The following is a 22,362-nucleotide window of genomic DNA, read 5'->3' on the forward strand; positions in this document are numbered from 1 at the left end:
AGCAGGGTGCCTTTTTCGTACGGGTTCGCGTCAGCGCATGCGGCCGCGGGGCATCTTCGGGCGGAACTCCTTGGGCAGGCCGCCCTTGGGCATCTGCGGGCGCGCGGTGAGCGCGGTCAGCGCCCGGTCCAGCGCGTTGATGTCCTTGCCCTTGAGGCGCACGGGCAGGCGCAGCAGCGTCGAGCGCAGCTTGCGGATCGACAGCTGGCCCTCTTCGGTGCCGATGATGTAGTCGTACAGCGGGGTGTCGCCGATGACCTTGGCGAGGCGGCGCTTCTGCTCGCCGAGCAGCGGCTTGACCCGCTGCGGAGCGCCCTCGGCCAGCAGGATGACGCCCGGCTTGCCGATCACCAGGTGCACCACGTCCATCTGCGCGGTCGCGCTGACGGCCTGCTTGACCCGCCAGTCGCCGCGCATCTGCTCGACCAGCTGGCCTGCCGCGCCCGGCTGGCCCTCCATCATGTTCATCATCGCGGTGTTGGACCGCAGGTTGAGCACGATGAGCACCGCGAGCAGCGCGAACAGGATGCCGATCGGAAGCCACAGCCAGCCGGCGCCGAGCAGCACGGCGGCGATCGTCACGGCCAGCGGGATCAGCGCGGCGGCCGCGACCAGCGGCACGAACCAGCGGTCCTGCTTGGCGGTGAACGAGAACACCATGCCGATCTGCTTCAACCGCTGGAAGAAGGAGACCTTTTCTTCGGCCTTTGCCATGGGTGTGGATCCTAAGGGTCAGTGTCGACGGTTCAGGCGGCGGTACGGGCTGCCAGGGCCTGACGGTACAGGCGTCCGGCCCGGTACGACGAGCGAACGAGCGGACCGCTCATCACACCGGCGAAACCGATCTCGGTCGCCTCCGTGCTCAGCTCGACGAACTCCTCCGGCTTCACCCAGCGCTCCACGGGGTGGTGGCGCGGGGTCGGGCGCAGGTACTGCGTGATGGTGATCAGCTCGCACCCGGCCGCGTGCAGGTCGCGCAGCGCCTGCGAGACCTCTTCGCGCTCCTCGCCCAGGCCCAGGATCAGGTTCGACTTGGTGACCAGCCCGGCCTCGCGGGCCTTGGTGATCACTTCGAGGGAGCGCTCGTAGCGGAACGCGGGCCGGATGCGCTTGAAGATGCGCGGCACCGTCTCCACGTTGTGCGCCAGGACCTCGGGCGCGGCCGCGAACACCTCGGCCAGCTGCTCGGGGACGGCGTTGAAGTCGGGGATCAGCAGCTCGACACCGCAGCCGGGGACCAGGTTGTGGATCTGGCGGACGGTCTCGGCGTACAGCCAGGCGCCGCCGTCGGGCAGGTCGTCGCGGGCCACACCGGTCACGGTGGCGTACTTCAGGCCCATCGTCGCCACCGACTCGCCGACCCGGCGGGGTTCGTCGGCGTCGAACTCGGCGGGCTTGCCGGTGTCGATCTGGCAGAAGTCACAGCGGCGGGTGCACTGGTCACCGCCGATGAGGAAGGTCGCCTCGCGGTCTTCCCAGCACTCGTAGATGTTGGGGCAGCCCGCCTCCTGGCAGACCGTGTGCAGGCCCTCCCGCTTCACCAGCGAGTGCAGCTGGGTGAACTCCGGGCCCATCTTCGCTTTGACCTTGATCCACTCGGGCTTGCGCTCGATCGGCGTCTCGGCATTTCGGGCCTCCACGCGCAGCAGGCGCCGGCCCTCGGGAGCGACGATGGTCATGCGGCCAGCGTACGCGCCGACGACCCCTTGATCTCAGCGCGGGTAACGGACGTCTCAGCGCCCGCCACGCCACGAAAACGGTTGCCCGCGGCGGCGCGGGCCGCTAGCGTCGTCGCTCAACAGCAGGAACGGGGCGAATCACCGGAGTGACGCCCGGGTCGAGCCGCCGCGCTCGTATGGCCCCGACCCGTGCTGCATGAGGCCCCGGCCGGACGATCCGGTCGCGGGTGAAGGTGTGGTGGCACCGCGGGTTCCCAAACCGCCCACACCCCTTTGGGGATGGCGTTGCGGAAGAACCCGGAGGTAAACACCCATGCAACGCATCCTTTCCGCTGAGCTGCCCGCGCACGTGGGCGCACGGATCACCATCGCCGGCTGGATCCATCGCCGCCGGCTGCTCAAATCGGTCGCCTTCCTGATCGTGCGCGACGCCGCGGGACTGAGCCAGGCCGTCATCACCGAACCCGGGCCGCGCGAGCTGGTCGAGGCGCTGCCCGAGGAGACCGTCGTCGCCGTCGAGGGCACGGTGACCGCCAACCCGGCGGCTCCGGGCGGGGTCGAGCTCACCGAGGTGGGGGTACGGCTGCTCGGCGAGCCCGCCGAGGCGCCGCCGTTCGACCTGTACCGGCCGGTGCTGGGCGCGGGCCTGCCCACGCAGCTCGACGCCGCCCCGATCTCGCTGCGGCACCCGTCGCGCTCGCGGGGCCTGCGCGTGGCCGCCGCCGCGGCCGGGGGCTTCCGGCAGACCCTGGACGGGCTCGGCTTCACCGAGATCCACACGCCGAAGATCACGGCGACCGCGACCGAGTCCGGCGCCAACGTCTTCGCGATCGACTACTTCGGCCGCCCGGCCTACCTGGCCCAGTCGCCGCAGTTCTACAAGCAGATGATGGTCGGCGTCTTCGAGCGCGTGTACGAGGTCGGGCCGGTGTTCCGGGCCGAACCCAGCGACACCACCCGGCACCTGGCCCAGTACACCTCACTCGACGCGGAGCTGGGGTTCATCGGCGACCACCGCGACGTGATGGCGGTGCTGCGCGAGGTGGTCGCCGGGATGGTCGGCCGCGTCGGCGAGCTGGGCTACGAGTACGCGCTGCCCGAGGTACCGGCCGAGATTCCGGCGCTGCACTTCAGCGAGGCGCTGAAGATCGCGGGCGCGCCGGAGGACGAGCCGGACCTGGCGCCCGCGCACGAGCGGGCGATCGGGGAGTGGGCGGTGCGCGAGCACGGCAGCGACTTCGTCTTCGTCACCGGGTACCCGATGGCCAAGCGGCCGTTCTACACCCACCCCGAGCCCGGGGACGCGCGCTGGTCCAACAGCTTCGACCTGCTGTTCCGGGGGCTGGAGATGGTGACCGGCGGGCAGCGGCTGCACCGCTACAGCGACTACGCGGCGGCGCTGGCGGCGCACGGGGAGACGACGGCGGCCTACGAGTCGTACCTGCAGGCGTTCCGGCACGGGATGCCCCCGCACGGCGGCTTCGCCATCGGGCTGGAGCGCTTCACGGCCCGCCTGACCGGCGCGGCGAACATCCGCGAGGTCAGCGCCTTCCCTCGCGACCTCAACCGCGTCACCCCCTGAGCGGTCCCCGCAGCGCGGCACCGAGCCGTGTCCCGCGCCGCGCGGCGCTTCCATGTGTCGCGCGGCGCTGGTCGCTGCCCACCTAGCATCGACGGTGGCCTATCTAGAGGACGGATTTCGGAGAATCGTGCTCTAGATAGGCCACCGTCGATTCAAGAACGGGGTGGGGCGGGCGAGAGGGGACTCTCGGGCTGCTGGGTCAGCTGGCCATGATGGTGTGGAGGTGGCGTTCGACGATGGGGAGGACCTCGTCGACCGTCACGTCGCGGTGCAGTTCCGCCGTCAGGGAGGTCACCGAGGCGTCCTTGATGCCGCACGGCACGATGCGGTCGTACCAGGTCAGGTCCGGATCGCAGTTGAGCGCGAACCCGTGCAGGCTCACGCCGCGCGCGACCCGGATGCCGATCGCGGCGACCTTGCGGTCGGGCCCGCGCTCGTCCGCGCGCACCCACACCCCGGAGCGCCCCTTGACTCGCTCGGTCGTCAGCCCCAGCTCGGCGCAGACGTCGATGAGCATCTGCTCGGTGCGGCGCACGTGCGCCACCACGTCGGCCAGGCCGCCGCGGATCACCGGCAGCTTGACGATGGGGTACCCGACGATCTGCCCCGGCCCGTGCCAGGTGATCTTGCCGCCGCGGTCGACGTCCACGACGGGCGTGCCGTCGAACGGGCGCTCCCACGGCTCGGTGAGCTTGCCGGCGGTGTACACGCTCGGGTGCTCCAGCAGCAGCACGGTGTCGGGCTCGGTGCCCGCCACGACGCCGGCGTGCAGGCGGCGCTGCTCGTCCCAGGCGGTCAGGTAGTCGACGGTGCCCGCGCGGCGTACGGCGAGCGTGGGAATCGCGGTGCTGGTCACGTCGCTCAGGCTACTCGCGCGGGGGACCCGTGGCCCCGTACGTGGCCGGGGTCACCCGCACCCGTGAATGCGTGCCCGGCCCGCGATCGGTAATGTGAGCCGCAAGTCATGCTCGTGAAAGTTTTCACAAATAGTGGCACGTGCTGACACCTTGCTGGTCACACGCGGGAGAGGACGCCTCGGCCATGACGGCGACGCGGGAGAAGAAGGAGTCTCGGGTCGACGACCCGGGCACGGGCGGCGCACAGCCGCCCGCGACGGTCCGGCCGTGGCGCTGGGTGCTGCCCGCCGTGGCGCTGGTGCTCTGGCTGCTGGTCGGCGGCGGCATGGGCAGCCTGTCCAGCAAGGTGAGCGAGGTGCAGAAGAACGACAACGCGTCCTTCCTGCCCGAGAGCGCCGAGGCGACCGCCGTGCTCGACCTGGCCAAGGGCTTCGCCGGCCTCGACGCCGTACCGGCCCAGCTGATCTACGCACGCGACACCGGCCTCACCGAGGCCGACCAGACGACCATCGCGAGCCAGCTCGCCGCGATCAAGTCCGAGCTCGGCGCCCACCTCGTCGACGTGCCGCTGGTGCCCCAGCCCTCCGCCGACGGCAGGTCCGTACAGGTCACGGTGCTGTTCTCGGAGACCGACGCGCAGAAGAACGTCGACTACGTGGAGTGGATCCGCGACCACACCGGCACCGCCGACGGCCTGCAGGCCCACGTGGGCGGGCTCGGCGGCATCCTCACCGACATGATGGCCGTGTTCGGCTCCATCGACGGCCTGCTGCTGGGCGTCACCGTCGGCATCATCGCCGTCATCCTGCTGATCGTGTACCGCAGCCCGATCCTGCCCGTGGTGGTGCTGTTCGGCGCCGGTCTGGCGTTCGCGCTGGCCAACGGCGTGGTCTACCTGCTGGCCAAGAACGACGTCATCACCGTCTCCGGCCAGAGCCAGGCCATCCTGGACGTGCTGGTGCTCGGCGCGGCCACCGACTACGCGATGCTGCTGGTGTCGCGCTTCCGGGAGGAGCTGCGCCGCACCGAGGACCGCTTCGACGCGATGCGGACCGCGCTGCGCGCCTCGTTCGAGCCGATCCTGGCCAGCGGCGCCACCGTCATCCTCGGCCTGCTCTGCCTGCTCGTCTCCGACCTGGCCTCCAACAAGGGCCTCGGCCCGGTCGGCGCCATCGGCATCGCCAGCAGCCTGCTCGTCTCGCTGACCCTGCTGCCCGCCATCCTGGTGCTGCTCGGCCGGGTCGCGTTCTGGCCGGTACGGCCGAAGTTCGGCTCCGCGCCCGCCGAGGAGCGCGGCATCTGGGCGAAGGTCTCCGCGCTGGTCGGCCGCCGCGCCCGGCTGGTCTGGATCGCCACCGCGTTCCTGCTGCTGGCGGGCGTGGCCGGGCTGACCCAGCTCAAGGCCGAGGGCATCCCGCAGACCGAGGGCTTCACCGGCCGCCCCGACTCGGTCGCCGCGCAGGAGCTGACCACCGCGCACTTCCCGGGCGGCACCGGCAGCCCCGCCGAGATCGTGGTCCGGGCCGACAAGCTCGACCAGACCCTCGCCGTGGTACGGGCCACCGGCGGCGTAGCCGAGGCGCACGCCTACACCGGCCCGTTCCCGATCCCGAACGCGCAGCCGAAGGTGGTCGACGGGCTGGTCCGCATCGACGCCACGCTCGCCGACGCGGCGGACTCCACCGCCGCCGCCGACACCGTGCACCGGCTGCGCGACGCGGTGCACGCGATCGAGGGCGCCGAGGCGAAGGTCGGCGGGTTCACCGCGATCAACGTCGACGTGCAGCAGACCTCGCAGCGCGACCGCAACGTCATCATCCCGCTGGTGCTCGGCGTGATCTTCCTGATCCTGATGGTGCTGCTGCGCTCGCTCATCGCTCCGCTGCTGCTCATCGCCACCGTGGTGCTGTCGTACCTGGCCACGCTGGGGATCTCCGGGTTCGTGTTCACCGACATCCTGGACTTCCCGGGCGCCGACTCGTCGTACCCCCTGTTCGCGTTCGTGTTCCTGGTGGCGCTCGGCGTCGACTACAACATCTTCCTGATGACCCGGGTACGCGAGGAGGCCGGCCGGATCGGCCACAAGGACGGCACCCTCAAGGGCCTGGCGGTCACCGGCGGCGTCATCACCTCGGCGGGCGTCGTGCTCGCCGCCACCTTCGCGGCCCTGGCCGTACTCCCGCTGGTGTTCGTGGTCGAGATCGCGTTCGCGGTGGCGTTCGGCGTGCTGCTGGACACGCTGCTGGTGCGCTCCCTGCTCGTCCCCGCGCTGACGATCGACATCGGCCGCTTCGTCTGGTGGCCCGGCAAGCTCTGGCGCCGCTCCGCCTGACCTGACGTAAGGAAGGGCCCCTTCTTATCGCAATGCGAGGTGGAAGGGGCCCTTCTTCACGTGCGGTCCGCCGGTGCGGCGGGTGCGGTCGGCCGGGCCGTAAGGTATCCGGCGTGTCGACGACCACCATCGAAACCCGAGCGCAGGTCACCGCGGAGCAGTCACCGGACCCGCGCCGTCCGGGCTGGACCGCCGTCGTGGAGACCGTGCTGATCGTCGCCGGGCTCGCCCGGCTGGTCTTCGGCCAGCAGCTCGGCCCGGTCGCCGACGGCGCCGACCGGCTGCGCAGCATCACCGCGCTGCTCGCCGAAGGACGGGTGGACCACAGCGAGTACTCGCTGATGGGGCCGCTGTTCTCCACGCCGCTGTGGCTGCTCGGCAAGCTCGTCGCCACGCCCGAGGCCGGCATCCGCTACTTCAACCTGGTCGTCTTCACCGCCGGGCTGGGCGCGCTGGCGCTGCTGCTGCGCGGGCTGGTGCCCGGCACGCTGATCCGCCGGTTCCTGCTGCTCACCGTGTCCGCCAGCATGATCGCGCCGGACGTCGGCCACTACGGCAGCGAGCCGTTCACCATGATCTTCGTGATGGTCGGCATCGTGGTCGTGGTCCGCGGTCGCCGCCGCGGCTGGGGCTGGGCGTCGATGGTCGTCGGGGCGGTCAACACCCCGGCCACCCTGGTCGGGCTGGGCCTGGTCGGCCTGTCGCAGCTGTGGCGCGACCGGCGCCTGCGGCTGGTGCTGCCGGTGGTCGCGGCGGCCGCGCTGGTGCTGCTGGAGATCCTGGTACGCCACGGCGGCTACGTCGGCGACCGCGGGGCCAAGGACATCATGCCGTTCTCGGGCCGCCCCGGATTCTCGTACCCCGTCTTCTTCGGCCTGCTCGCCCTGCTGTTCTCGTTCGGCCGCGGCCTGGTCTGGTACCTGCCCGGCATGTTCCTGCCCATCCGCGGACCGCTGGCCGACCTCGGCCCGACCGGCCTCGACCTGGCCCGGCTGCAGCGCCTCTGGCTCACCTTCCTCGGCGGCCTGCTGCTGGTCTACGCCCCCTGGTGGGCCTGGTACGGCGGCATGAGCTGGGGCCCGCGCTTCTTCCTCGCCGGGATCCTGCCCGCCTCGCTCGCACTGGCCCTGCGCCTCGGGCACCGGCAGGCGCGCCTCGGCGCCGACCTGCTCACCCTGGCCGTGCTGATCGTGTCGGTATGGATCGGCCTGAACAGCCTGCTGTGGCACGAGCTGTGGCCGACCGCCTGCTTCAACACCCCGCAGTCGGTCGAGGCGCTGTGCTGGCACAGCCCCGAGTACAGCTCGCTGTGGTACCCGCTGGTGTCCTGGCAGTTCCGCTACCTGACGGCGGGGCAGTGGGTGAGCGCGGCCTACAGCGGCGGGGTGCTGCTCTGGCTCGGAGTGCCGCTGGTGCGCCGGATCGCCGCGAGCACCCGCGCGGCCTGGGCCGAGCGGGTCGCCCCGCGCCTGGCCCGCGCCGAGTGGCGCTGGTGAGCCGCTGATCAGGACCGCCACCGGCGTACCACCCGGCCACCACCGACCAGCTCCACGATGTCACCGTCGGCCCGACGGTCGCTGGAGCCGCGCTGCTCGAAGATCACTCTCGCCGGTCAGAACCTCGTGTAAGTGCGAGCAATGTGACCCGAAGCCGCGATCTCGGGTCAGCTGGCGGCGATGGTCGGCGTCTCTGGGCCGAAGGTGGGATAGGGCCAGCGGGTGGGCGGTGATGTGACCGGAGACCGCGATCTCCGGGCCTGTTTCGGCTGTTGGTCGCCGTCTGAGGTCAGAACGTCGGCCTGAACCACGGCTTGTGACCGCAGGCGGTGATCACCGGCCCTTCGCGTTACCCTGCTCGCCCAGCCGACCGCCGCCGAGTAGCTGACCGGGGCCGGGTCAGGCGGGGGTACGCCAGAGCCAGACGTCGTCGACGCGTTCGGGGGCGCCGAGCAGGGCGGTCATGGTCTGGAGCAGCGCGGGCTGGTACGTCGGCCAGTGGGCGCCGTGTACGTCGTCGGCGAGCACCACGATCGAGCCGTGCCAGTAGCGCAGATCCTCGCGCAGCGCGGCCCGTTCGGCCTCGCCGATCGGCGGCACGGTGCCGGTCTTGGCGACTTCTTCGAGCAGCGTCTGGGTGGGGCGCGGGATCGGGCCGATCCGGCCGGTGCCGTTGGGACCGCCGGGGCCGAGGAAGAACCCGGCGGGCAGCCGGAACACGCCCTCGCCCGCACCGGCCGCGTCGGCCAGGGCGGCCGCCTGCCAGCGCTGGCCGTCGGGCAGCAGGTCGTTGGTGATCGGGACGGGGACCACGGTGCCGCCGTCGGCGACGTACTGGCGCCAGGTGCCGTCGGCGAAGAAGTGCGGAACGGGCGCCCGGTCGCGGGCCGACAGCTGGGTCGGAAAGAGGGGGACCAGCGCGACGGCGAACGCGGCGAGCCAGGCCCAGCGGGGTCCGGGCAGCGGTCGGCCGGGGGTGGCGGACCGGGTAGCGGCCGTGTCGGCGCTGGATTCAGTGTCGGCGGCGGGTCCGGAGTCGGCGGGACGGGCGGTGGGCTCGGCGGTGGCGGGGTGGGCCCGGTGGCGGGTCAGGGTGGTGCCGAGCCAGGCGAGTAGGAGGCCGAAGACCGGGGCGACGATGAGGGCCAGGCGGGACGGTAGCGCGGCGTTGAAGACGGGCAGGCCGCCGACGAGCGCCTCGGGCATCGGGGTGCCGGTGAGGCGGCCGAGCCAGCGCAGTTCCGGGCCGAGTGACAGCACGGTGAACACGCCCGCCACGACGGCCAGCCCGCGCAGGGTGGCCCGGTGGGCCCGGTCGGCGCGGCGCCACAGCAGCACCAGGCCGACGATGACCAGCAGCAGGAGCGGGGCGCCGAAGAAGGAGTTCTCCTCGGTCGGGTTGGCGGCGAGCTTGGCGTTGAGCCCGAGCGCACCGGCGATGGAGCGCTCCGGCCAGGCGGCGTACGCGGCGAGGTCCTCGTTGTGGACCTTCGGGTCGAAGCCGGTGCCGTGGTAGCCCTGCGGGCCGAGGAAGTGCAGCCAGAGGGGGTACGCCAGGAGCGCGCCCGCGACCAGCGCGGCGGTGCCGAGGCCGGTCAGCGCCGGGCGCAGCAGCGTGCGGGTCTCGGCGCGCCGGGACAGCGCCCAGACGAGCGTGAACACGCCGAGCGCGAGGGCGGTGAAGAACAGCGCCTCGGCGGCGATGGAGAAGCAGACCGCGATGAGCAGGCCCAGGATCGCTCCGTCGCGGACGGGCCTGCCGCGCCGGATGAGCAGCAGGCAGCGGCCGATGATCAGCGGGATGACCCACTGGGCGGTCCAGTTCAGGTGCGCGTTGGCGTGGGAGATCATCGCGGGCGCGAAGCCGCAGAACAGCCCGCCGACGGCGGCGGCCCACGGGGCGGCGCCGAGGTGGCGGGCGAACAGGCGGTACCAGGCGAAGGCGCTCAGGGCCAGGTTGAGGGTGAGGATCGCCAGGAAGGTGGCGGTGGGCCCGGCCAGGATGGTGAGCGGGGCGAAGGCGACCGCGTACACCGTGATCGAGGTGTTGACGGCGAGGTTCACGCCGTCGGGCACGTTGAGCAGGTGGGTGAAGAGCGGGTCGGCCCCGTGCGTGACCGCGTACGCCCCGTAGGAGAGCAGCCACTCGAAGAAGGCCTGGTCACCGGAGTTGACGCCGCTGGCGCGGTGGGCGGGATCGGCCCAGAGCGCGCCGGTGACCCATACCGCGATGAGCAGTGACACGGCGGCGACCAGCAGGTCGGCTCGCCACGCGCGGGGTCTGCCGGGTGCCGGGGTCGCGTCGGGAGCGCTGGGCGCGGGTGTGGTCAGCGGGGTGCGCTGCGAGGCGATCGACACTCGGCGCAGTTTAGCAGCGGCGACACGCCGGGCCCGCGGTGGTTGAGGTCTTATTGAAAATGGGTATCAATAGCAGTATGAAGATGGCATTCGTCGGCAAGGGCGGTAGTGGCAAGACCACCCTTGCGGCGCTGGTGGCCCGGCACCTGGCCGCGGAGGACTCCGCTGCCCTGCTGGCCGTCGACGCCGACATCAACCAGCACCTGGCCGCGGCGCTGGGCATCAGCGAGGACGAGGCGGTGCTGCTGCCCTCGCTGGGCGACCACCTCGGCCAGATCAAGGAGTACCTGCGCGGCGACAACCCGCTCATCTCCTCCGCCGCTGCGATGGTCAAGACCACCCCGCCGGGGCGCGGCTCGCGCCTGCTGCGGGTGGCCGGGCCCAACCCGATCTACGACCGGCTGGTACGCCGCGTCGGCGGCATCCGGCTGGCCGTGACCGGCCCCTTCGCCACCGAGGACCTGGGCGTGGCCTGCTACCACGCCAAGGTCGGCGCGGTCGAGCTGCTGCTCAACCACCTCGTCGACGGGCCGGGGGAGTACGTGGTGGTCGACATGACCGCCGGCGCCGACAGCTTCGCCTCCGGGCTGTTCACCCGGTTCGACGCGACCTTCCTGGTGTGCGAGCCGACGCTGCGCAGCGTGGGCGTGTACCGGCAGTACATCGGGTACGCCCGGGAGTTCGGGGTGCGGGTGCACGTGGTCGGCAACAAGATCGACGACGCGTCGGACGTCGACTTCCTGCGCGAGCACGTGGGGGACGACCTGCTCACCTGGGTGGGGCGGTCGTCGTTCGTGCGCGCCGCCGAGCGGGGTGCCCCGCGCCCCATCGCCGAGCTGGAGCCCGCCAACCGGGCGGCGCTCGACCGGATCCGCGCCGCCGTGGACGGCTGCGCCAAGGACTGGGACCGCTACACCGCCCAGGCCGTCGAGTTCCACCTGCGCAACGCGCAGGCCTGGGGCAACGCCCGCAGCGGCGAGGACCTCGCCGCGCAGGTCGACCCCGGATTCGTGCTCGGGCCGCAGTGGCTCGAGCTCGCCGAGCACCACCGATGAGAGGAAGTACCCATGTCCCTTGAGGTGCCCGTGGCGCTGCTGGAGCGCGCCGAGGCCGGTCAGGTCGACGACGCCGAGTTCGTCGACTGCGTACGCGAGTCGCTGCCGTACGCGTGGGCGGTGCTCACGGCCGCCGCGCAGGAGCTGCGCGACGACCCGACCGCGCCCTTCGGCGAGCACGCCGTGCCGCCGCCGAGCGAGGCCGAGCGCGGGCAGCTGCTGCGCGCGCTGGCCAGTGACTCGATCCGGGGCGCGGCGGAGCGGCACTTCGGCGTGAAGTTCGCGTTCCAGAACTGCCACCGGGTGGCGGCGTTCGCGCCGTCGGCGGTCGGCGGCGCCGCGTACGCCGAGTTCGTGTCGCCGCTGGCGCAGCTGCGCAACCAGTCGCCTGAGCTGCGCGACTGCTGACCGGAACGCCGCGCGGCCGGGGGACCGGGGTCCTCCGGCCGCGTGGCGTCCGGCTTCGGCGGCATCGATGAGTGAAACTTCATTCGCGTGAGGTGGACAGACTGAGGTTCAGTGTCATGTATGCATTAATGCAATTGCTCGTATGATTGACTTAGTCAAGTTGGTAGCGCTGCACCCGGGCGCCCAGCCGGAGAGGAGCCGGCCATGTCGCGTGCCATACCCGTCATCGCACCACGCCGCGCCACCCGAACCACCGCCGCCGAACCCGCGCTGCTGCGGCAGCGCTTCGACGCCGCGCTCGCCCTGTTCCTGAACCGCCGCGCCGAGGAGTTCGGCGCGGTCGAAGCCCAGACGCCCGGCACGCCCGCCTCCGGGCTGACCGAGGCGATGAGCCTGATCCGCCGCTTCGTACTGGCCGACGGCAAGCGCCTGCGGCCCCTGTTCTGCTACTGGGGCTGGCGCGCGGCCGCGCCCGAGCCCGGCTTCGACCCGCGCGACGAGCAGGCGGTGATCTCCGCTGCGGCCGCACTGGAGCTGTTCCACAGCTTCGCGCTCATCCACGACGACCTGATGGACGCCAGCGACCTGCGCCGGGGCGAGCCGACCCTGCACCGGGCCTTCACCGGCCTGCCGCCGCTGCGGGGGGCGGCGGCCGATCGGGACCGGCTGGCCGGGAGCCTGGCCATCCTCGCCGGGGACCTGTGCGCCATGTGGTCGGACCAGATGTTCGAGGAGGCGGGCGCCGACCCCGGGCGGGTGGCCGCCGCCCGGCACTGGCTCGCCCTGATGCGCAGCGAGGTGATGGTCGGGCAGTACCTGGACCTGACCGTGGCGGGCGGCTCGGTGCCGCTGGCCGAGCAGGTCATCCGGTACAAGACGGCGCGGTACACGGTCACCCGGCCGCTGCAGATCGGAGCCGCGCTCGCGGGCGCGCCCGGCGAGCTGCTCGACGGCTTCGAGCGGTTCGGCGACCCGCTCGGCGCGGCGTTCCAGCTGCGGGACGACCTGCTCGGCGTGTTCGGGCAGCCGGCGCAGACCGGCAAGTCCGTCGTGGACGACCTGCGCGAGGGCAAGCCGACCGTGCTGATCGGACTGGCGCTGGCCCGCGCGGATACGGCGCAGACCCGCACCATCACCAGCCTCTACGGCCGCGCCGACCTGGGCGAACGGAGCGCGCAGCGGCTGCGGGCGGCGATCGCCGCCACCGGTGCGCCCGAGGCGGTCGAAGGGCTGATCGAGCAGCGCTGCGCCCAGGCCCTGGCCGTACTGGACGCCCTGCCGATCGACCCCGCCGCCCGCGACACCCTCCGCTCCCTGGCCGTGGCGGCCGTCACCCGCCGCCGCTGACTGCCGCCGGCACGGCGGTGATCACGGTGGCGGGGTGGGGACACGCCGTCGAACACGTCCGTAAGTTCATGATCAACGTGGGGTGGGGGTGGGGAGGGGGTCGGTCATGGCGGCGCGCAGCGCCTGGGAGACGGTGCGGTGGTGGTAGTGGTAGCCGGTTTCGCGCAGGACGGCGGGTAGGACGCGCAGGCTGCGGAAGGCCTCGTTGCCGAACTCGCCGTACAGCATCTTCAGGGCGGCCTTGGGGATGGGGAACAGGGTCGGGCGGTGCAGCTCGGCGCCGAACGCCTTGGTGAACTGGGTGTTGGTGACCGGCTCGGGCCCGACCATGTTGACCGGGCCGTCGATGCGGTCGTCGCCGAGGATGTGCGCCACCGCCCCCAGCCAGTCGGCCAGCGAGATCCACGGCACCCACTGCCGGCCGCTGCCCAGCCGCCCGCCTATCCCCATCTTGAACGGCACCAGCTGCGCCTTGAGGAAACCGCCGTCGCGGTGCAGGGGGTAGCCGGTACGCAGCAGCGCCACCCGGGCCCCGGCGTCGGCGGCGGGCGCGGTCGCCTGCTCCCAGTGCCGCGACACCCCGGCCAGGAAGTCGTCGCCGACCGGCGACAGCTCGGTCACCTCGCGGTCGCCGGTGTCGCCGTAGTAGCCCACACCGGAGGCGTTGACCAGCAGCGGGATGCGCTGTGCGGCCACCGCGTTGGCCAGCGTCGTCGTGGGCACGAGGCGGCTGGACAGGATCAGCGCCTGGTACTCGTCGCTCCAGCGGCGGTCGGACACCCCGACCCCGCACAGGTTGATGACGGCGTCGGTGCCGTCGGGCAGGCGGACCGGGGCGGCCGGGTCCCACTGCCGCTCGGACGGATGCCCGGCGGGGCGGCGTACGAGTTGGACCACCTCGTGGCCGTGCGCCTGCAACGTCGCCAGCAAGGGCTGCCCGAGGAAGCCCGAGGCTCCCGCCACCACGATCCGCATACGGCAATCATGCCCGAGCGGGGCGCCCGCGGCGGGCCGACACCGCCCGGCGCGGGCGCGCCGAGCCATCGGGCGCCGTCAAACGGGCGAGGGGCGCCCCGGCCGCTGCCGGGACGCCCCTCGCCGGGACGATCGCTCAGAGGCCGAGCTCGGCCTCGAAGTTGCCCGCCTCCAGGCGCTCCTTGACCGCGGTGAGGAACCGGGCCGCGTCGGCGCCGTCCACCAGCCGGTGGTCGTACGACAGGGCCAGGTACACCATCTGCCGGGGCAGGATCAGCTCGCCCAGGTCCGGGTCGTCCACGACCACGGCGCGCTTGACGACCGCGCCGGTGCCCAGGATGGCCACCTGCGGCTGGTTGATGATCGGCGTGTCGAACAGGGCGCCCCGGCTGCCGGTGTTGGTCAGCGTGAAGGTGCCGCCCGACAGCTCGTCCGGCAGGATCTTGTTGGTGCGGGTGCGCTCGGCCACGTCGGCGATCCGCCGGGCCAGGCCGGCCAGGTTCAGGTCGCCCGCGTTGCGGATCACCGGGACGATGAGGCCCTTGTCGGTGTCCACGGCCATGCCCAGGTGCTCGGCGTCGTGGTAGGTGACCGTGCCGGCCTCCATGTCGAGCGACGCGTTCACGTTCGGGAACTGCCGCAGCGCCTCGACCGCCGCCAGCGCGAAGAACGGCAGGAAGGACAGCTTCGCGCCGTGCTTGGCCGCGAAGTCGGCCTTGGCCTGCTCACGCAGGCGCGCGATCCGGGTGACGTCGACCTCGACCACCGTGGTGAGCTGCGCCGAGACCTGCAGCGACTCCACCATGCGCTTGGCGATGGTGGCCCGCAGCCGGGACAGCTTCTCGGTGCGGCCCCGCAGCGGGCTGGGCGCCGACTTCGGCGCGGCGGCCGGGGCGGCCTGCGCCGGGGCGGCGGCAGCGGCCGGAGCCGGTGCCTTGGCCTTGGCGGCCGCGTCCAGCACGTCCTGCTTGCGGATGCGCCCGCCGACACCGGTGCCGGCCAGCGCGTTCAGGTCGACGCCGTGCTCGGCGGCGAGCTTGCGCACCAGCGGGGTGACGTACCCGTCGCCGTTGGCCGGGGCCTGGGCGGCGGCGGGGGCCGCGGCCACCGGGGTCGCCGTCGGCGCGGCGGGCGCCGGAGCGGCGGCGGCCGGAGCCGGGGCCGGAGCAGCGGGCGCGGCCGGAGCAGCGGGCGCCGGGGCGGCCGGGGCGGGAGCCGCCTGGGCCGGGGCGGCCGGGGCGGGTGCGGGCGCGGCCGGAGCGGCGGCGGCCGGAGCCCCGCCCGCCGCGCCGATCAGGGCGAGCTGCGCGCCGACGGCGGCGGTCTCGTCCTCGGCGACGGTGATCTCCAGCAGGGTGCCCGCGACCGGCGACGGGATCTCGGTGTCGACCTTGTCGGTGGAGACCTCGAGCAGCGGCTCGTCGACCTCGATGGTCTCGCCGACCGCCTTCAGCCACCGGGTGACGGTGCCCTCGGTGACGCTCTCGCCCAGGGCGGGCATGCGCACCGGCGTGGCGTCGCCGGAGGACGCGGCCGCTGGAGCCGCAGCCGGGGCGGCGGGCTCGGCCGCAGCCGCGGCCTGCGGGGCCGGGGAGGCGGCGGGGGCGGGTTCGGCCGCCGCGGGCGCCGCCGGAGCGGGCGCGGCGGCGGCCGGGCTCTCGCCCTCGCCCGAGATGACGGCGAGCTCGGCGCCTACCTCAGCGGTCTCGTCCTCGCCGACGAGGATCTTGCTGAGAATGCCGGCGGCCGGCGACGGGATCTCGGTGTCGACCTTGTCGGTCGACACCTCGAGCAGCGGCTCGTCGACCTCGACGCGCTCACCCTCCTGCTTGAGCCACCGGGTGACGGTGCCCTCGGTGACACTCTCGCCGAGCCGCGGCATGGTTACCGATACCGGCATTGCTTCAGACTCCTCAGTTGAATGCAGATCCGCAGTATGGAATAGGACGAGGCGAGCTTAATCGCTCAGTTGTGCGCGTGCAGCGGCTTGCCCGCCAGGGCCAGGTGGGCCTCGCCCAGCGCCTCGTTCTGGGTCGGGTGGGCGTGGATCAGCTGCGCGACCTCGGCCGGGAAGGCCTCCCAGTTCACGATCAGCGACGCCTCGCCGACCTGCTCGCCCATCCGGGCGCCGATCATGTGGATGCCGACGACCGGGCCGTCCTTCTGGCGCACCAGCTTGACGAAGCCCTGGGTGTTGAGGATCTTGCTCTTGCCGTTGCCGCCGAGGTTGTAGTTGTACGACTCGACGTTGTCGGCGCCCAGCTTCTCCTTGGCCTGCGCCTCGGTGAGGCCGACCGACGCGATCTCCGGGTCGGTGTAGGTCACGCGCGGGATGCCCGACTCGACGATCGGCGCCGGGTTCAAGCCCGCGATCTCCTCGGCCACGAAGATGCCCTGCGCGAAGCCGCGGTGGGCCAACTGCAGGCCGGGGACGATGTCGCCGACGGCGTACACGTTGGGGATGTTGGTGCGCAGGCGCTCGTCGGTCAGCACGAAGCCGCGCTCCATGGTGACGCCCTGGCCCTCGTAGCCGCAGTTGGCGGTCGCCGGGCCGCGGCCCACCGCGACCAGCAGCAGCTCGGCCTCGAGCGTGTCGCCGCCGGCGATGGTCACCTTGACGCCGGTGTCGGTCTTCTCGACCTTCTCGAACGGCTTGCCGACCTTGAAGTTGATGCCGCGCTTGCGGAAGGTGCGCTCCAGCTGCTTGGAGATGTCCGGGTCCTCGGCGGCGACCAGGCGGGGCAGCGCCTCGACGATGGTCACCTCGGCGCCCAGCGACTTCCACGCGCTGGCGAACTCGACGCCGATGACGCCGCCGCCCAGCACGATCGCGGAGGCGGGCACCCGGTCCAGCTGGAGCGCGTGCTCGCTGGCCAGGACCTTCTCGCCGTCCAGCTCCAGGCCCGGCAGGCTCTTGGAGTACGACCCGGTGGCCAGGACGATGTTGCGGCCGGTGTAGCGCTGCCCGTCCACCTCGACGGCGTTGGGCGCGACCAGCGTGCCGGTGCCCTCGACGTAGGTGACCTTGGCGTGCTTGATCAGGCCCTGCAGGCCCTTGTACAGGCCGGCCACGACGCCGTCCTTGTACGCGTTGACGCCGGCCATGTCGATCTCGATCAGCTCGGCCTTGATGCCGACGTGGCCCGCGTCGCGGGTGTGGTCGGCGACCTCGCCGGCGTGCAGCAGCGCCTTGGTGGGCACGCAGCCCCGGTGCAGGCAGGTGCCGCCCAGCTTGTCCTTCTCGATCAGCGCGACGGACAGACCCAGCTGTGTCGCGCGCAGCGCGGTGGCGTAGCCCCCGCTTCCGCCGCCGAGGATGACTACGTCAAAGGTGTCGCTCACGATCGCTCCAAGGTCGCGTCATTGCCACTGTGAGGCCCAGGGGCAGGCCTCGCCAGCGTGTGCTCAGCCCACCATCGGCCATCTTGTCACTGTCGGCGGGGCCGCGCGCACTCGAGGTGCTCAAGGACACGTCTGACTACTCTTGTGTCCCATCGGTAGGTTCACCGCACACCGTTGCGGAGAGGAGATGCACAGTGGGCTGGTTCCGCCGCCGCGGCAGCGGTCCCTCGGGCGACCGGCCGGCGAATCCGGCAGATCTGGAGTACCTGGAGCAGTTCGTACGGTCCCGCCGGGGGGTGGAGGCCTTCATCGAGCCGCGTACCACGGTGACGGGGACCACGGTCATCCTCATCGCCCACGACGGGGAGTGGACCCGGCGCCGCATGCCGAACCCCGGGGCGGTGCGCCAGTTCGCCCAGCGGCTGGCCATGCCGGTGTACGACGTCCAGCTGGTGGGGTACCCGCAGCGCATGCGCGACTACAACGCCCGCCAGAAGCGGGGCGGCACCGCCTGAAGGTCGCCTACACATAGCATTGACGCTGGCCTATCCAGAGGACTGTTTCCAGTGGAAACGTGCTCTAGATGGGCCAGCGTCAATGTGAAGCCGATGCGTCAGCCGTCAGCCGTCAGCCGTCAGCCGTTCGCCGTGATGTCGTCGATGAGGGCGAGCAGCGTGCGGACCGGCACTCCGGTGCCGCCCTTGCTCCAGTGGCCGGTCGGCTCGCCGGAGTGGAACGACGGGCCCGCGATGTCGATGTGCACCCACTCGACGCCCTCGGCCACGAACTCGCGCAGGAACACGCCGCCCTGCAGCATGTGACCGGCGCGCTCCATACCGGCGCTGACCTGCAGGATGTCGGCGACGTCGGACTCCATGGTCTTGCGTACGTCGTCCGGCAGCGGCATCGGCCAGGTGGGCTCGCCGACGACCTCGCCCGCGGTCTTGACCCGCTGCGCCAGCGCGTCCGAGCCCATCACGCCCGCGATCCGCTTGCCCAGCGCGATGACCTGTCCGCCGGTCAGCGTCGAGGTCTCGATCAGGTAGTCGGGGCTGCTCTCGCAGGCCAGCGTGATCGCGTCGGCCAGCACCATGCGGCCCTCGGCGTCGGTGTTGAGCACCTCGACCTTCTTGCCGCCGCGCATGGTGACCACGTCACCGGGCCGGTACGCCTCACCCGACAGCATGTTCTCCGCGATCGGGATGTACGCGGTGACCGCCACGGCCGGCTTCAGCTCGGCCAGGGCGATCATCGTGCTGGCCACCGCGGCCGCGCCGGCCATGTCGGACTTCATCTCCCACATGCCCTGCGGCGGCTTGATGGAGACACCGCCGGTGTCGAAGGTGATGCCCTTGCCGACCAGCGCCACCGACTTCGTCGAGGAGGCAGGGCTGTAGGTGAGCTTGACCAGGCGCGGCTTGGCGGCCGAGCCCATGCCGACGGCCAGCACGCCGCCGAAGCCGCCCTTGATCAGGTCCTGCTCGTCGAGCACCTCGACCTCGAGCCCGGCCTTGGCGGCCGCCTCGGCGATCTCGTCGGCGAACGTCGGCGGGCGCAGCAGGTTGGCGGGCACGTTCACCCAGTCGCGGGTGCGGGCGACCGCGGTGGTCACCACGCCCGCGCGCTTGAGCTCGGCCTGGGCGGCCTGCTCCTTGGCGTCGGGGACGAGCACGGACACGGCCGAGACCGGGTCCTTGCGGGTGGCGGCGGGCTTGGCCTTGTATCCGGTGAAGCGGTACGCGCCGAGCGCGGCGCCCTCGGCGACGGCGCGCAGGGCGGGCGCGCCGCTGTCCTCGGCGTCGTCGGACAGGGGCAGGGCCAGGGCGACCTTCTTGGCCCCGGCCAGGGCGCGGACCGCCGCGGCGGTGGCCCGGCGCAGCGTGTCGGGCGCGGGCGCGGCGCCGACGGGCTCGGCGCCCAGGCCGACCGCGACCAGCACCGGTGCGGCGATGGTGCCGAGCGTGGCCACCTTGGTGACCTCACCCGCGCCCCCGGTCGCGCCGAGCACCGCCAGGGTCGCGGTCAGCTTGCCGTCGAACGCCGCCGCGATGCTCTCGGCCCCGGACGCCAGCAGCAGCTCGCCGGCCGCGCCCTCGGCTCCGTCCTGGCTGTGCACGCCGATGACGACGGCGTCCACGGTCAGGTCTGCGGGATCGGTGTCGGCGAGGCTCAGCGTGGGCAGAGCCGTGGTGGGCGTGGTCACAAAGTTCTCCTGATGGACGTGGGTTGCTGCGCCGATGCTAACCAACCGTATGTGCCAGGGTAAGTTGCGCTCATGACCGACGTGGGTTCAAAAGACTCAACCGCCCTGCTCAGGTCGCCGCTGCACGAGCGGCACGCTGCGCTGGGGGCTAAGTTCGCCGCCTTCGGCGGCTGGGACATGCCGCTGGAGTATGCCGGGGGCGGGGTGTTGAAAGAGCACGCCGCCGTACGCGAGGAGGTCGGCGTCTTCGACGTCAGCCACCTCGGCAAGGCCCGGATCGCGGGACCCGGCGCGGCCGAGTTCGTCAACGCGTGCCTCACCAACGACCTGGGCCGGATCAAGCCCGGCAAGGCGCAGTACACGCTGTGCTGCGACGAGGCGACCGGTGGCGTGGTGGACGACATCATCGCGTACCTGCACGGCGAGGACCACGTCTTCCTCATCCCGAACGCCGCGAACACCGCCGAGGTCGTCCGGCGGCTGCGCGCCGCCGCGCCCGCCGACCTGGACATCACCGACGAGCACCGCGACTACGCCGTGCTCGCCGTGCAGGGTCCCCGCTCGGCCGAGCTGCTGGGCCGCCTCGGGCTGCCGACCGAGCACGAGTACATGAGCTTCGCCACCGCCGAGCTGGACGGCGTCGAGCTGACCGTGTGCCGCACCGGCTACACCGGCGAGCACGGCTACGAGCTGGTCGCCCCGGCCGCCGACGCGGTCCGGGTGTGGGACGCGCTGTTCGGCACCGACCTGCCGGTGCGCGCCTGCGGCCTGGCCGCCCGCGACACGCTGCGCACCGAGATGGGCTACCCGCTGCACGGGCAGGACCTGTCGCTGGAGATCACCCCGGTGCAGGCCCGCTCCGGCTGGGCGGTCGGCTGGAGCAAGCCCGCCTTCTGGGGCCGGTCCGCGCTGGTCGCCGAGAAGGCGGCGGGTCCGCGCCGTACGCTCTGGGGCCTGGTCGCCACCGACCGCGGCATCCCGCGCCCGCACATGCAGGTGCTCGGCGCCGCTGACCAGGTCGTCGGCGAGATCACCAGCGGCACCTTCTCGCCCACCCGCAAGATCGGCATCGCGCTGGCGCTGCTGGACAGCGGCTCGGGACTGTCCGAGGGGGACACCGTCGAGGTCGACATCCGCGGCCGCCGCTCCACGATGACCGTCACCAAGCCCCCCTTCGTCACCCCCTCCGTCCGCTGAGGAGGCAAGGAAGGGCCCCTTCTTATCGTTATCCGATGTAGAAGGGGCCCTTCTTCACGCCACTAGTAGGGTGGGGCGCATGGCGGTGACGTATGAGCAGGTCAGGGATTGGGTGCTGGCGCTGCCAGGCGGCGAGGAGGTCATGGTCGCCGAGTGGGGCCACCCCACGCTGCGGGTCAACGGCAAGATGTTCGCCAGCGGCGCCCCGGACAGCCCGGCCATGACGGTCAAGGCGTCCAAGGAGGAGCAGGCCGCGCTGATCGGCGACAGCCCGCACGTCTACTCCGTCGCCGCGTACGTGGGCAGGTTCGGCTGGGTGCAGGTGCAGCTCGCCGAGGCCGACCCCGGCGAGCTGCACGAACTGGTGCTGGAGGCCTGGCGCAGCACCGCCCCCAGGAAACTGGTCAAGCAGTACGACGCCGAGTGACCGCCGCCGGCGCCGCTCAGGTATGACGGGAGTAGGGCTCAGGCGCCCATCGGCTTGGCGTCGGCGACGCGGGACAGCCACGCGGCCGCCTGCTCAGGCGCCATCACCTCGTCGAGGCTGATCCACGCGGGCATCAGCGGGAAGCGGCGACTGTTGTCCCAGCCCCGCGCGTACGGCGGCGGGTCCAGTACCACCACGCGTACGCCGTCGAGCAGCGGGATGTCGGCCGGGGTGCCCTCGTTCCAGATCCAGTTGCCGTGGACGTCGACCAGGTTGAACTGCCCCCGCACCTGCCCGCCGAACGCCGACCGGGGCGCGTTCGCGGCCACCGCCGTCCACGCCGGATCCACCTCGTACCCGGTGAGCAGGCCGCGCTCGGCTGGACCGGCCAACGTGCCCGCCAGCAGCGTGTGCAGCTGGAAGTTGTCGCCGACCCCGCCGATGCGCACCACGTAGCCGCGTCGCTGGGCCCGGTGCAGCACCACCAGTTGCGCGTTGTCGAGCACACCCAGCAGCGACGATACCCAGATCATGTCCTCGCGGTGCGACTCCAGCTCGGCGACCATCGACCGCAGCGCCGGATCGGTCGACAGGAACTGCCGCGCCATCGGCGAGGCCTGCAGCATGGTCGAGGCGCAGCGCAGCCACGAGGTCAGCGCGAACCACGCCTCGGTCAGGTGCGAAGCCTCGGCGGGCGGCATGCGCGTGTCCAGGCGGTCCAGCGCGGTGTCGAAGTTCTCCATGTCCGGCTCGGGCAGCGGCGTGCCGGGCACCAGGCGCGCCCACACGTCGGTGAAGGCGACCGCGTCGGACAGGATGCCGGGCAGCCGAACGGTCAGCACCATCAGCAGCGCCTCGGGCATCGCGCCGATCTCGATCAGCGCGCCGCACAGCATCGCGAACTCGCCGCCCACGCTCGCGTCGAGCACCGCCAGCAGTGGCGCTACCTGCGACAGCGCCGCGGTGAGCTCGTCCGGGCCCGCATGCTGCGCCGCGGCCCACAACGCCTCGAGCGCCTCGTCGAACGCGTCCGAATCATGTGCGGTGCGTGCCTCGATGAGCCGGTCGGTGGCGCGTAGCAGGGGTGACTCGATCATTCCCGGG

At 72.2% G+C, this 22,362-nt stretch carries 18 protein-coding genes; 9 read left to right on the forward strand and 9 right to left on the reverse strand.

Going from position 1 to position 22,362, the window contains the following annotated elements; genetic code table 11:
- Positions 1 to 30: 30 nt before the first annotated feature.
- Together QEZ54_RS31675 and lipA are read right to left on the reverse strand one after the other, a co-directional pair.
- Positions 31 to 714 carry a DUF4191 domain-containing protein gene (locus QEZ54_RS31675; protein WP_281308425.1) on the reverse strand — a complete coding sequence of 228 codons (684 nt, stop codon included), beginning with the start codon at positions 712 to 714 and terminating at the stop codon, positions 31 to 33.
- A 32-nt stretch (positions 715 to 746) separates the two neighbouring features.
- Positions 747 to 1,679, reverse strand: a complete 933-nt coding sequence (gene lipA / locus QEZ54_RS31680) for a lipoyl synthase (protein ID WP_281308426.1) — start codon at positions 1,677 to 1,679, stop codon at positions 747 to 749.
- Between the two features lie 313 nt (positions 1,680 to 1,992).
- Here lipA and aspS point away from each other — a divergent pair, with 313 nt between their 5' ends.
- Positions 1,993 to 3,261, forward strand: coding sequence for an aspartate--tRNA(Asn) ligase (aspS, locus tag QEZ54_RS31685; protein WP_281308427.1), 1,269 nt, complete (start codon positions 1,993 to 1,995; stop codon positions 3,259 to 3,261).
- A gap of 199 nt (positions 3,262 to 3,460) precedes the next feature.
- On the opposite strand, the gene lipB is transcribed toward aspS, so the two are convergent.
- Positions 3,461 to 4,117 (reverse strand): lipoyl(octanoyl) transferase LipB, encoded by a 657-nt coding sequence (lipB, locus tag QEZ54_RS31690; protein ID WP_281308428.1) that lies wholly within the window; start codon positions 4,115 to 4,117, stop codon positions 3,461 to 3,463.
- Positions 4,118 to 4,443: 326 nt separating this feature from the next.
- Between lipB and QEZ54_RS31695 the strand changes: the two genes are divergently transcribed.
- Together QEZ54_RS31695 and QEZ54_RS31700 are read left to right on the forward strand one after the other, a co-directional pair.
- On the forward strand, positions 4,444 to 6,450 hold the full coding sequence (locus tag QEZ54_RS31695) for an MMPL family transporter (protein ID WP_281308455.1): 2,007 nt from the start codon (positions 4,444 to 4,446) through the stop codon (positions 6,448 to 6,450).
- 113 nt (positions 6,451 to 6,563) lie between these two features.
- Complete coding sequence (locus QEZ54_RS31700; protein WP_281308429.1) at positions 6,564 to 7,946, forward strand: hypothetical protein; 1,383 nt, start codon at positions 6,564 to 6,566, stop codon at positions 7,944 to 7,946.
- 399 nt (positions 7,947 to 8,345) lie between these two features.
- Here the strand turns inward: QEZ54_RS31700 and QEZ54_RS31705 are convergent, their stop codons facing one another.
- Positions 8,346 to 10,190 (reverse strand): DUF6541 family protein, encoded by a 1,845-nt coding sequence (locus QEZ54_RS31705; protein ID WP_281308456.1) that lies wholly within the window; start codon positions 10,188 to 10,190, stop codon positions 8,346 to 8,348.
- 191 nt (positions 10,191 to 10,381) lie between these two features.
- On the opposite strand from QEZ54_RS31705, the gene QEZ54_RS31710 reads away from it, so the two are divergent.
- From QEZ54_RS31710 to QEZ54_RS31720, 3 genes are all read left to right on the forward strand, one after another.
- Entirely contained in the window at positions 10,382 to 11,359 is a 978-nt protein-coding gene (locus tag QEZ54_RS31710) for an ATP-binding protein (protein WP_281308430.1), read from the forward strand.
- Between the two features lie 12 nt (positions 11,360 to 11,371).
- Complete coding sequence (locus QEZ54_RS31715) at positions 11,372 to 11,767, forward strand: SCO5389 family protein (RefSeq protein ID WP_281308431.1); 396 nt, start codon at positions 11,372 to 11,374, stop codon at positions 11,765 to 11,767.
- Positions 11,768 to 11,971: 204 nt separating this feature from the next.
- Positions 11,972 to 13,114 carry a polyprenyl synthetase family protein gene (locus tag QEZ54_RS31720; protein WP_281308432.1) on the forward strand — a complete coding sequence of 381 codons (1,143 nt, stop codon included), beginning with the start codon at positions 11,972 to 11,974 and terminating at the stop codon, positions 13,112 to 13,114.
- A 72-nt stretch (positions 13,115 to 13,186) separates the two neighbouring features.
- On the opposite strand, the gene QEZ54_RS31725 is transcribed toward QEZ54_RS31720, so the two are convergent.
- The 3 genes from QEZ54_RS31725 to lpdA all read right to left on the reverse strand — a co-directional run bounded on the left by QEZ54_RS31725 (position 13,187) and on the right by lpdA (position 17,431).
- The gene (locus QEZ54_RS31725; protein WP_281308433.1) at positions 13,187 to 14,089 is read right to left on the reverse strand and encodes a TIGR01777 family oxidoreductase; all 903 of its coding nucleotides are present in this window, start codon (positions 14,087 to 14,089) and stop codon (positions 13,187 to 13,189) included.
- Between the two features lie 136 nt (positions 14,090 to 14,225).
- Entirely contained in the window at positions 14,226 to 15,989 is a 1,764-nt protein-coding gene (gene sucB, locus QEZ54_RS31730; RefSeq protein WP_281308434.1) for a 2-oxoglutarate dehydrogenase, E2 component, dihydrolipoamide succinyltransferase, read from the reverse strand.
- Between the two features lie 65 nt (positions 15,990 to 16,054).
- Entirely contained in the window at positions 16,055 to 17,431 is a 1,377-nt protein-coding gene (gene lpdA, locus QEZ54_RS31735; protein WP_281308435.1) for a dihydrolipoyl dehydrogenase, read from the reverse strand.
- 194 nt (positions 17,432 to 17,625) lie between these two features.
- Here lpdA and QEZ54_RS31740 point away from each other — a divergent pair, with 194 nt between their 5' ends.
- A complete protein-coding gene (locus tag QEZ54_RS31740; protein WP_281308436.1) occupies positions 17,626 to 17,946 on the forward strand; it encodes a hypothetical protein in 321 nt (106 codons plus the stop codon).
- A gap of 119 nt (positions 17,947 to 18,065) precedes the next feature.
- Here the strand turns inward: QEZ54_RS31740 and QEZ54_RS31745 are convergent, their stop codons facing one another.
- Complete coding sequence (locus QEZ54_RS31745; RefSeq protein WP_281308437.1) at positions 18,066 to 19,634, reverse strand: leucyl aminopeptidase; 1,569 nt, start codon at positions 19,632 to 19,634, stop codon at positions 18,066 to 18,068.
- A gap of 72 nt (positions 19,635 to 19,706) precedes the next feature.
- Between QEZ54_RS31745 and gcvT the strand changes: the two genes are divergently transcribed.
- Entirely contained in the window at positions 19,707 to 20,831 is a 1,125-nt protein-coding gene (gene gcvT / locus QEZ54_RS31750) for a glycine cleavage system aminomethyltransferase GcvT (protein WP_281308438.1), read from the forward strand.
- A gap of 79 nt (positions 20,832 to 20,910) precedes the next feature.
- The gene (locus QEZ54_RS31755) at positions 20,911 to 21,258 is read left to right on the forward strand and encodes an MmcQ/YjbR family DNA-binding protein (RefSeq protein ID WP_281308439.1); all 348 of its coding nucleotides are present in this window, start codon (positions 20,911 to 20,913) and stop codon (positions 21,256 to 21,258) included.
- 38 nt (positions 21,259 to 21,296) lie between these two features.
- Here the strand turns inward: QEZ54_RS31755 and QEZ54_RS31760 are convergent, their stop codons facing one another.
- Positions 21,297 to 22,355, reverse strand: coding sequence for a hypothetical protein (locus QEZ54_RS31760; protein WP_281308440.1), 1,059 nt, complete (start codon positions 22,353 to 22,355; stop codon positions 21,297 to 21,299).
- Positions 22,356 to 22,362: the final 7 nt, after the last annotated feature.

Source organism: Catellatospora sp. KI3, assembly GCF_029948125.1.
GTDB lineage: Bacteria > Actinomycetota > Actinomycetes > Mycobacteriales > Micromonosporaceae > Catellatospora.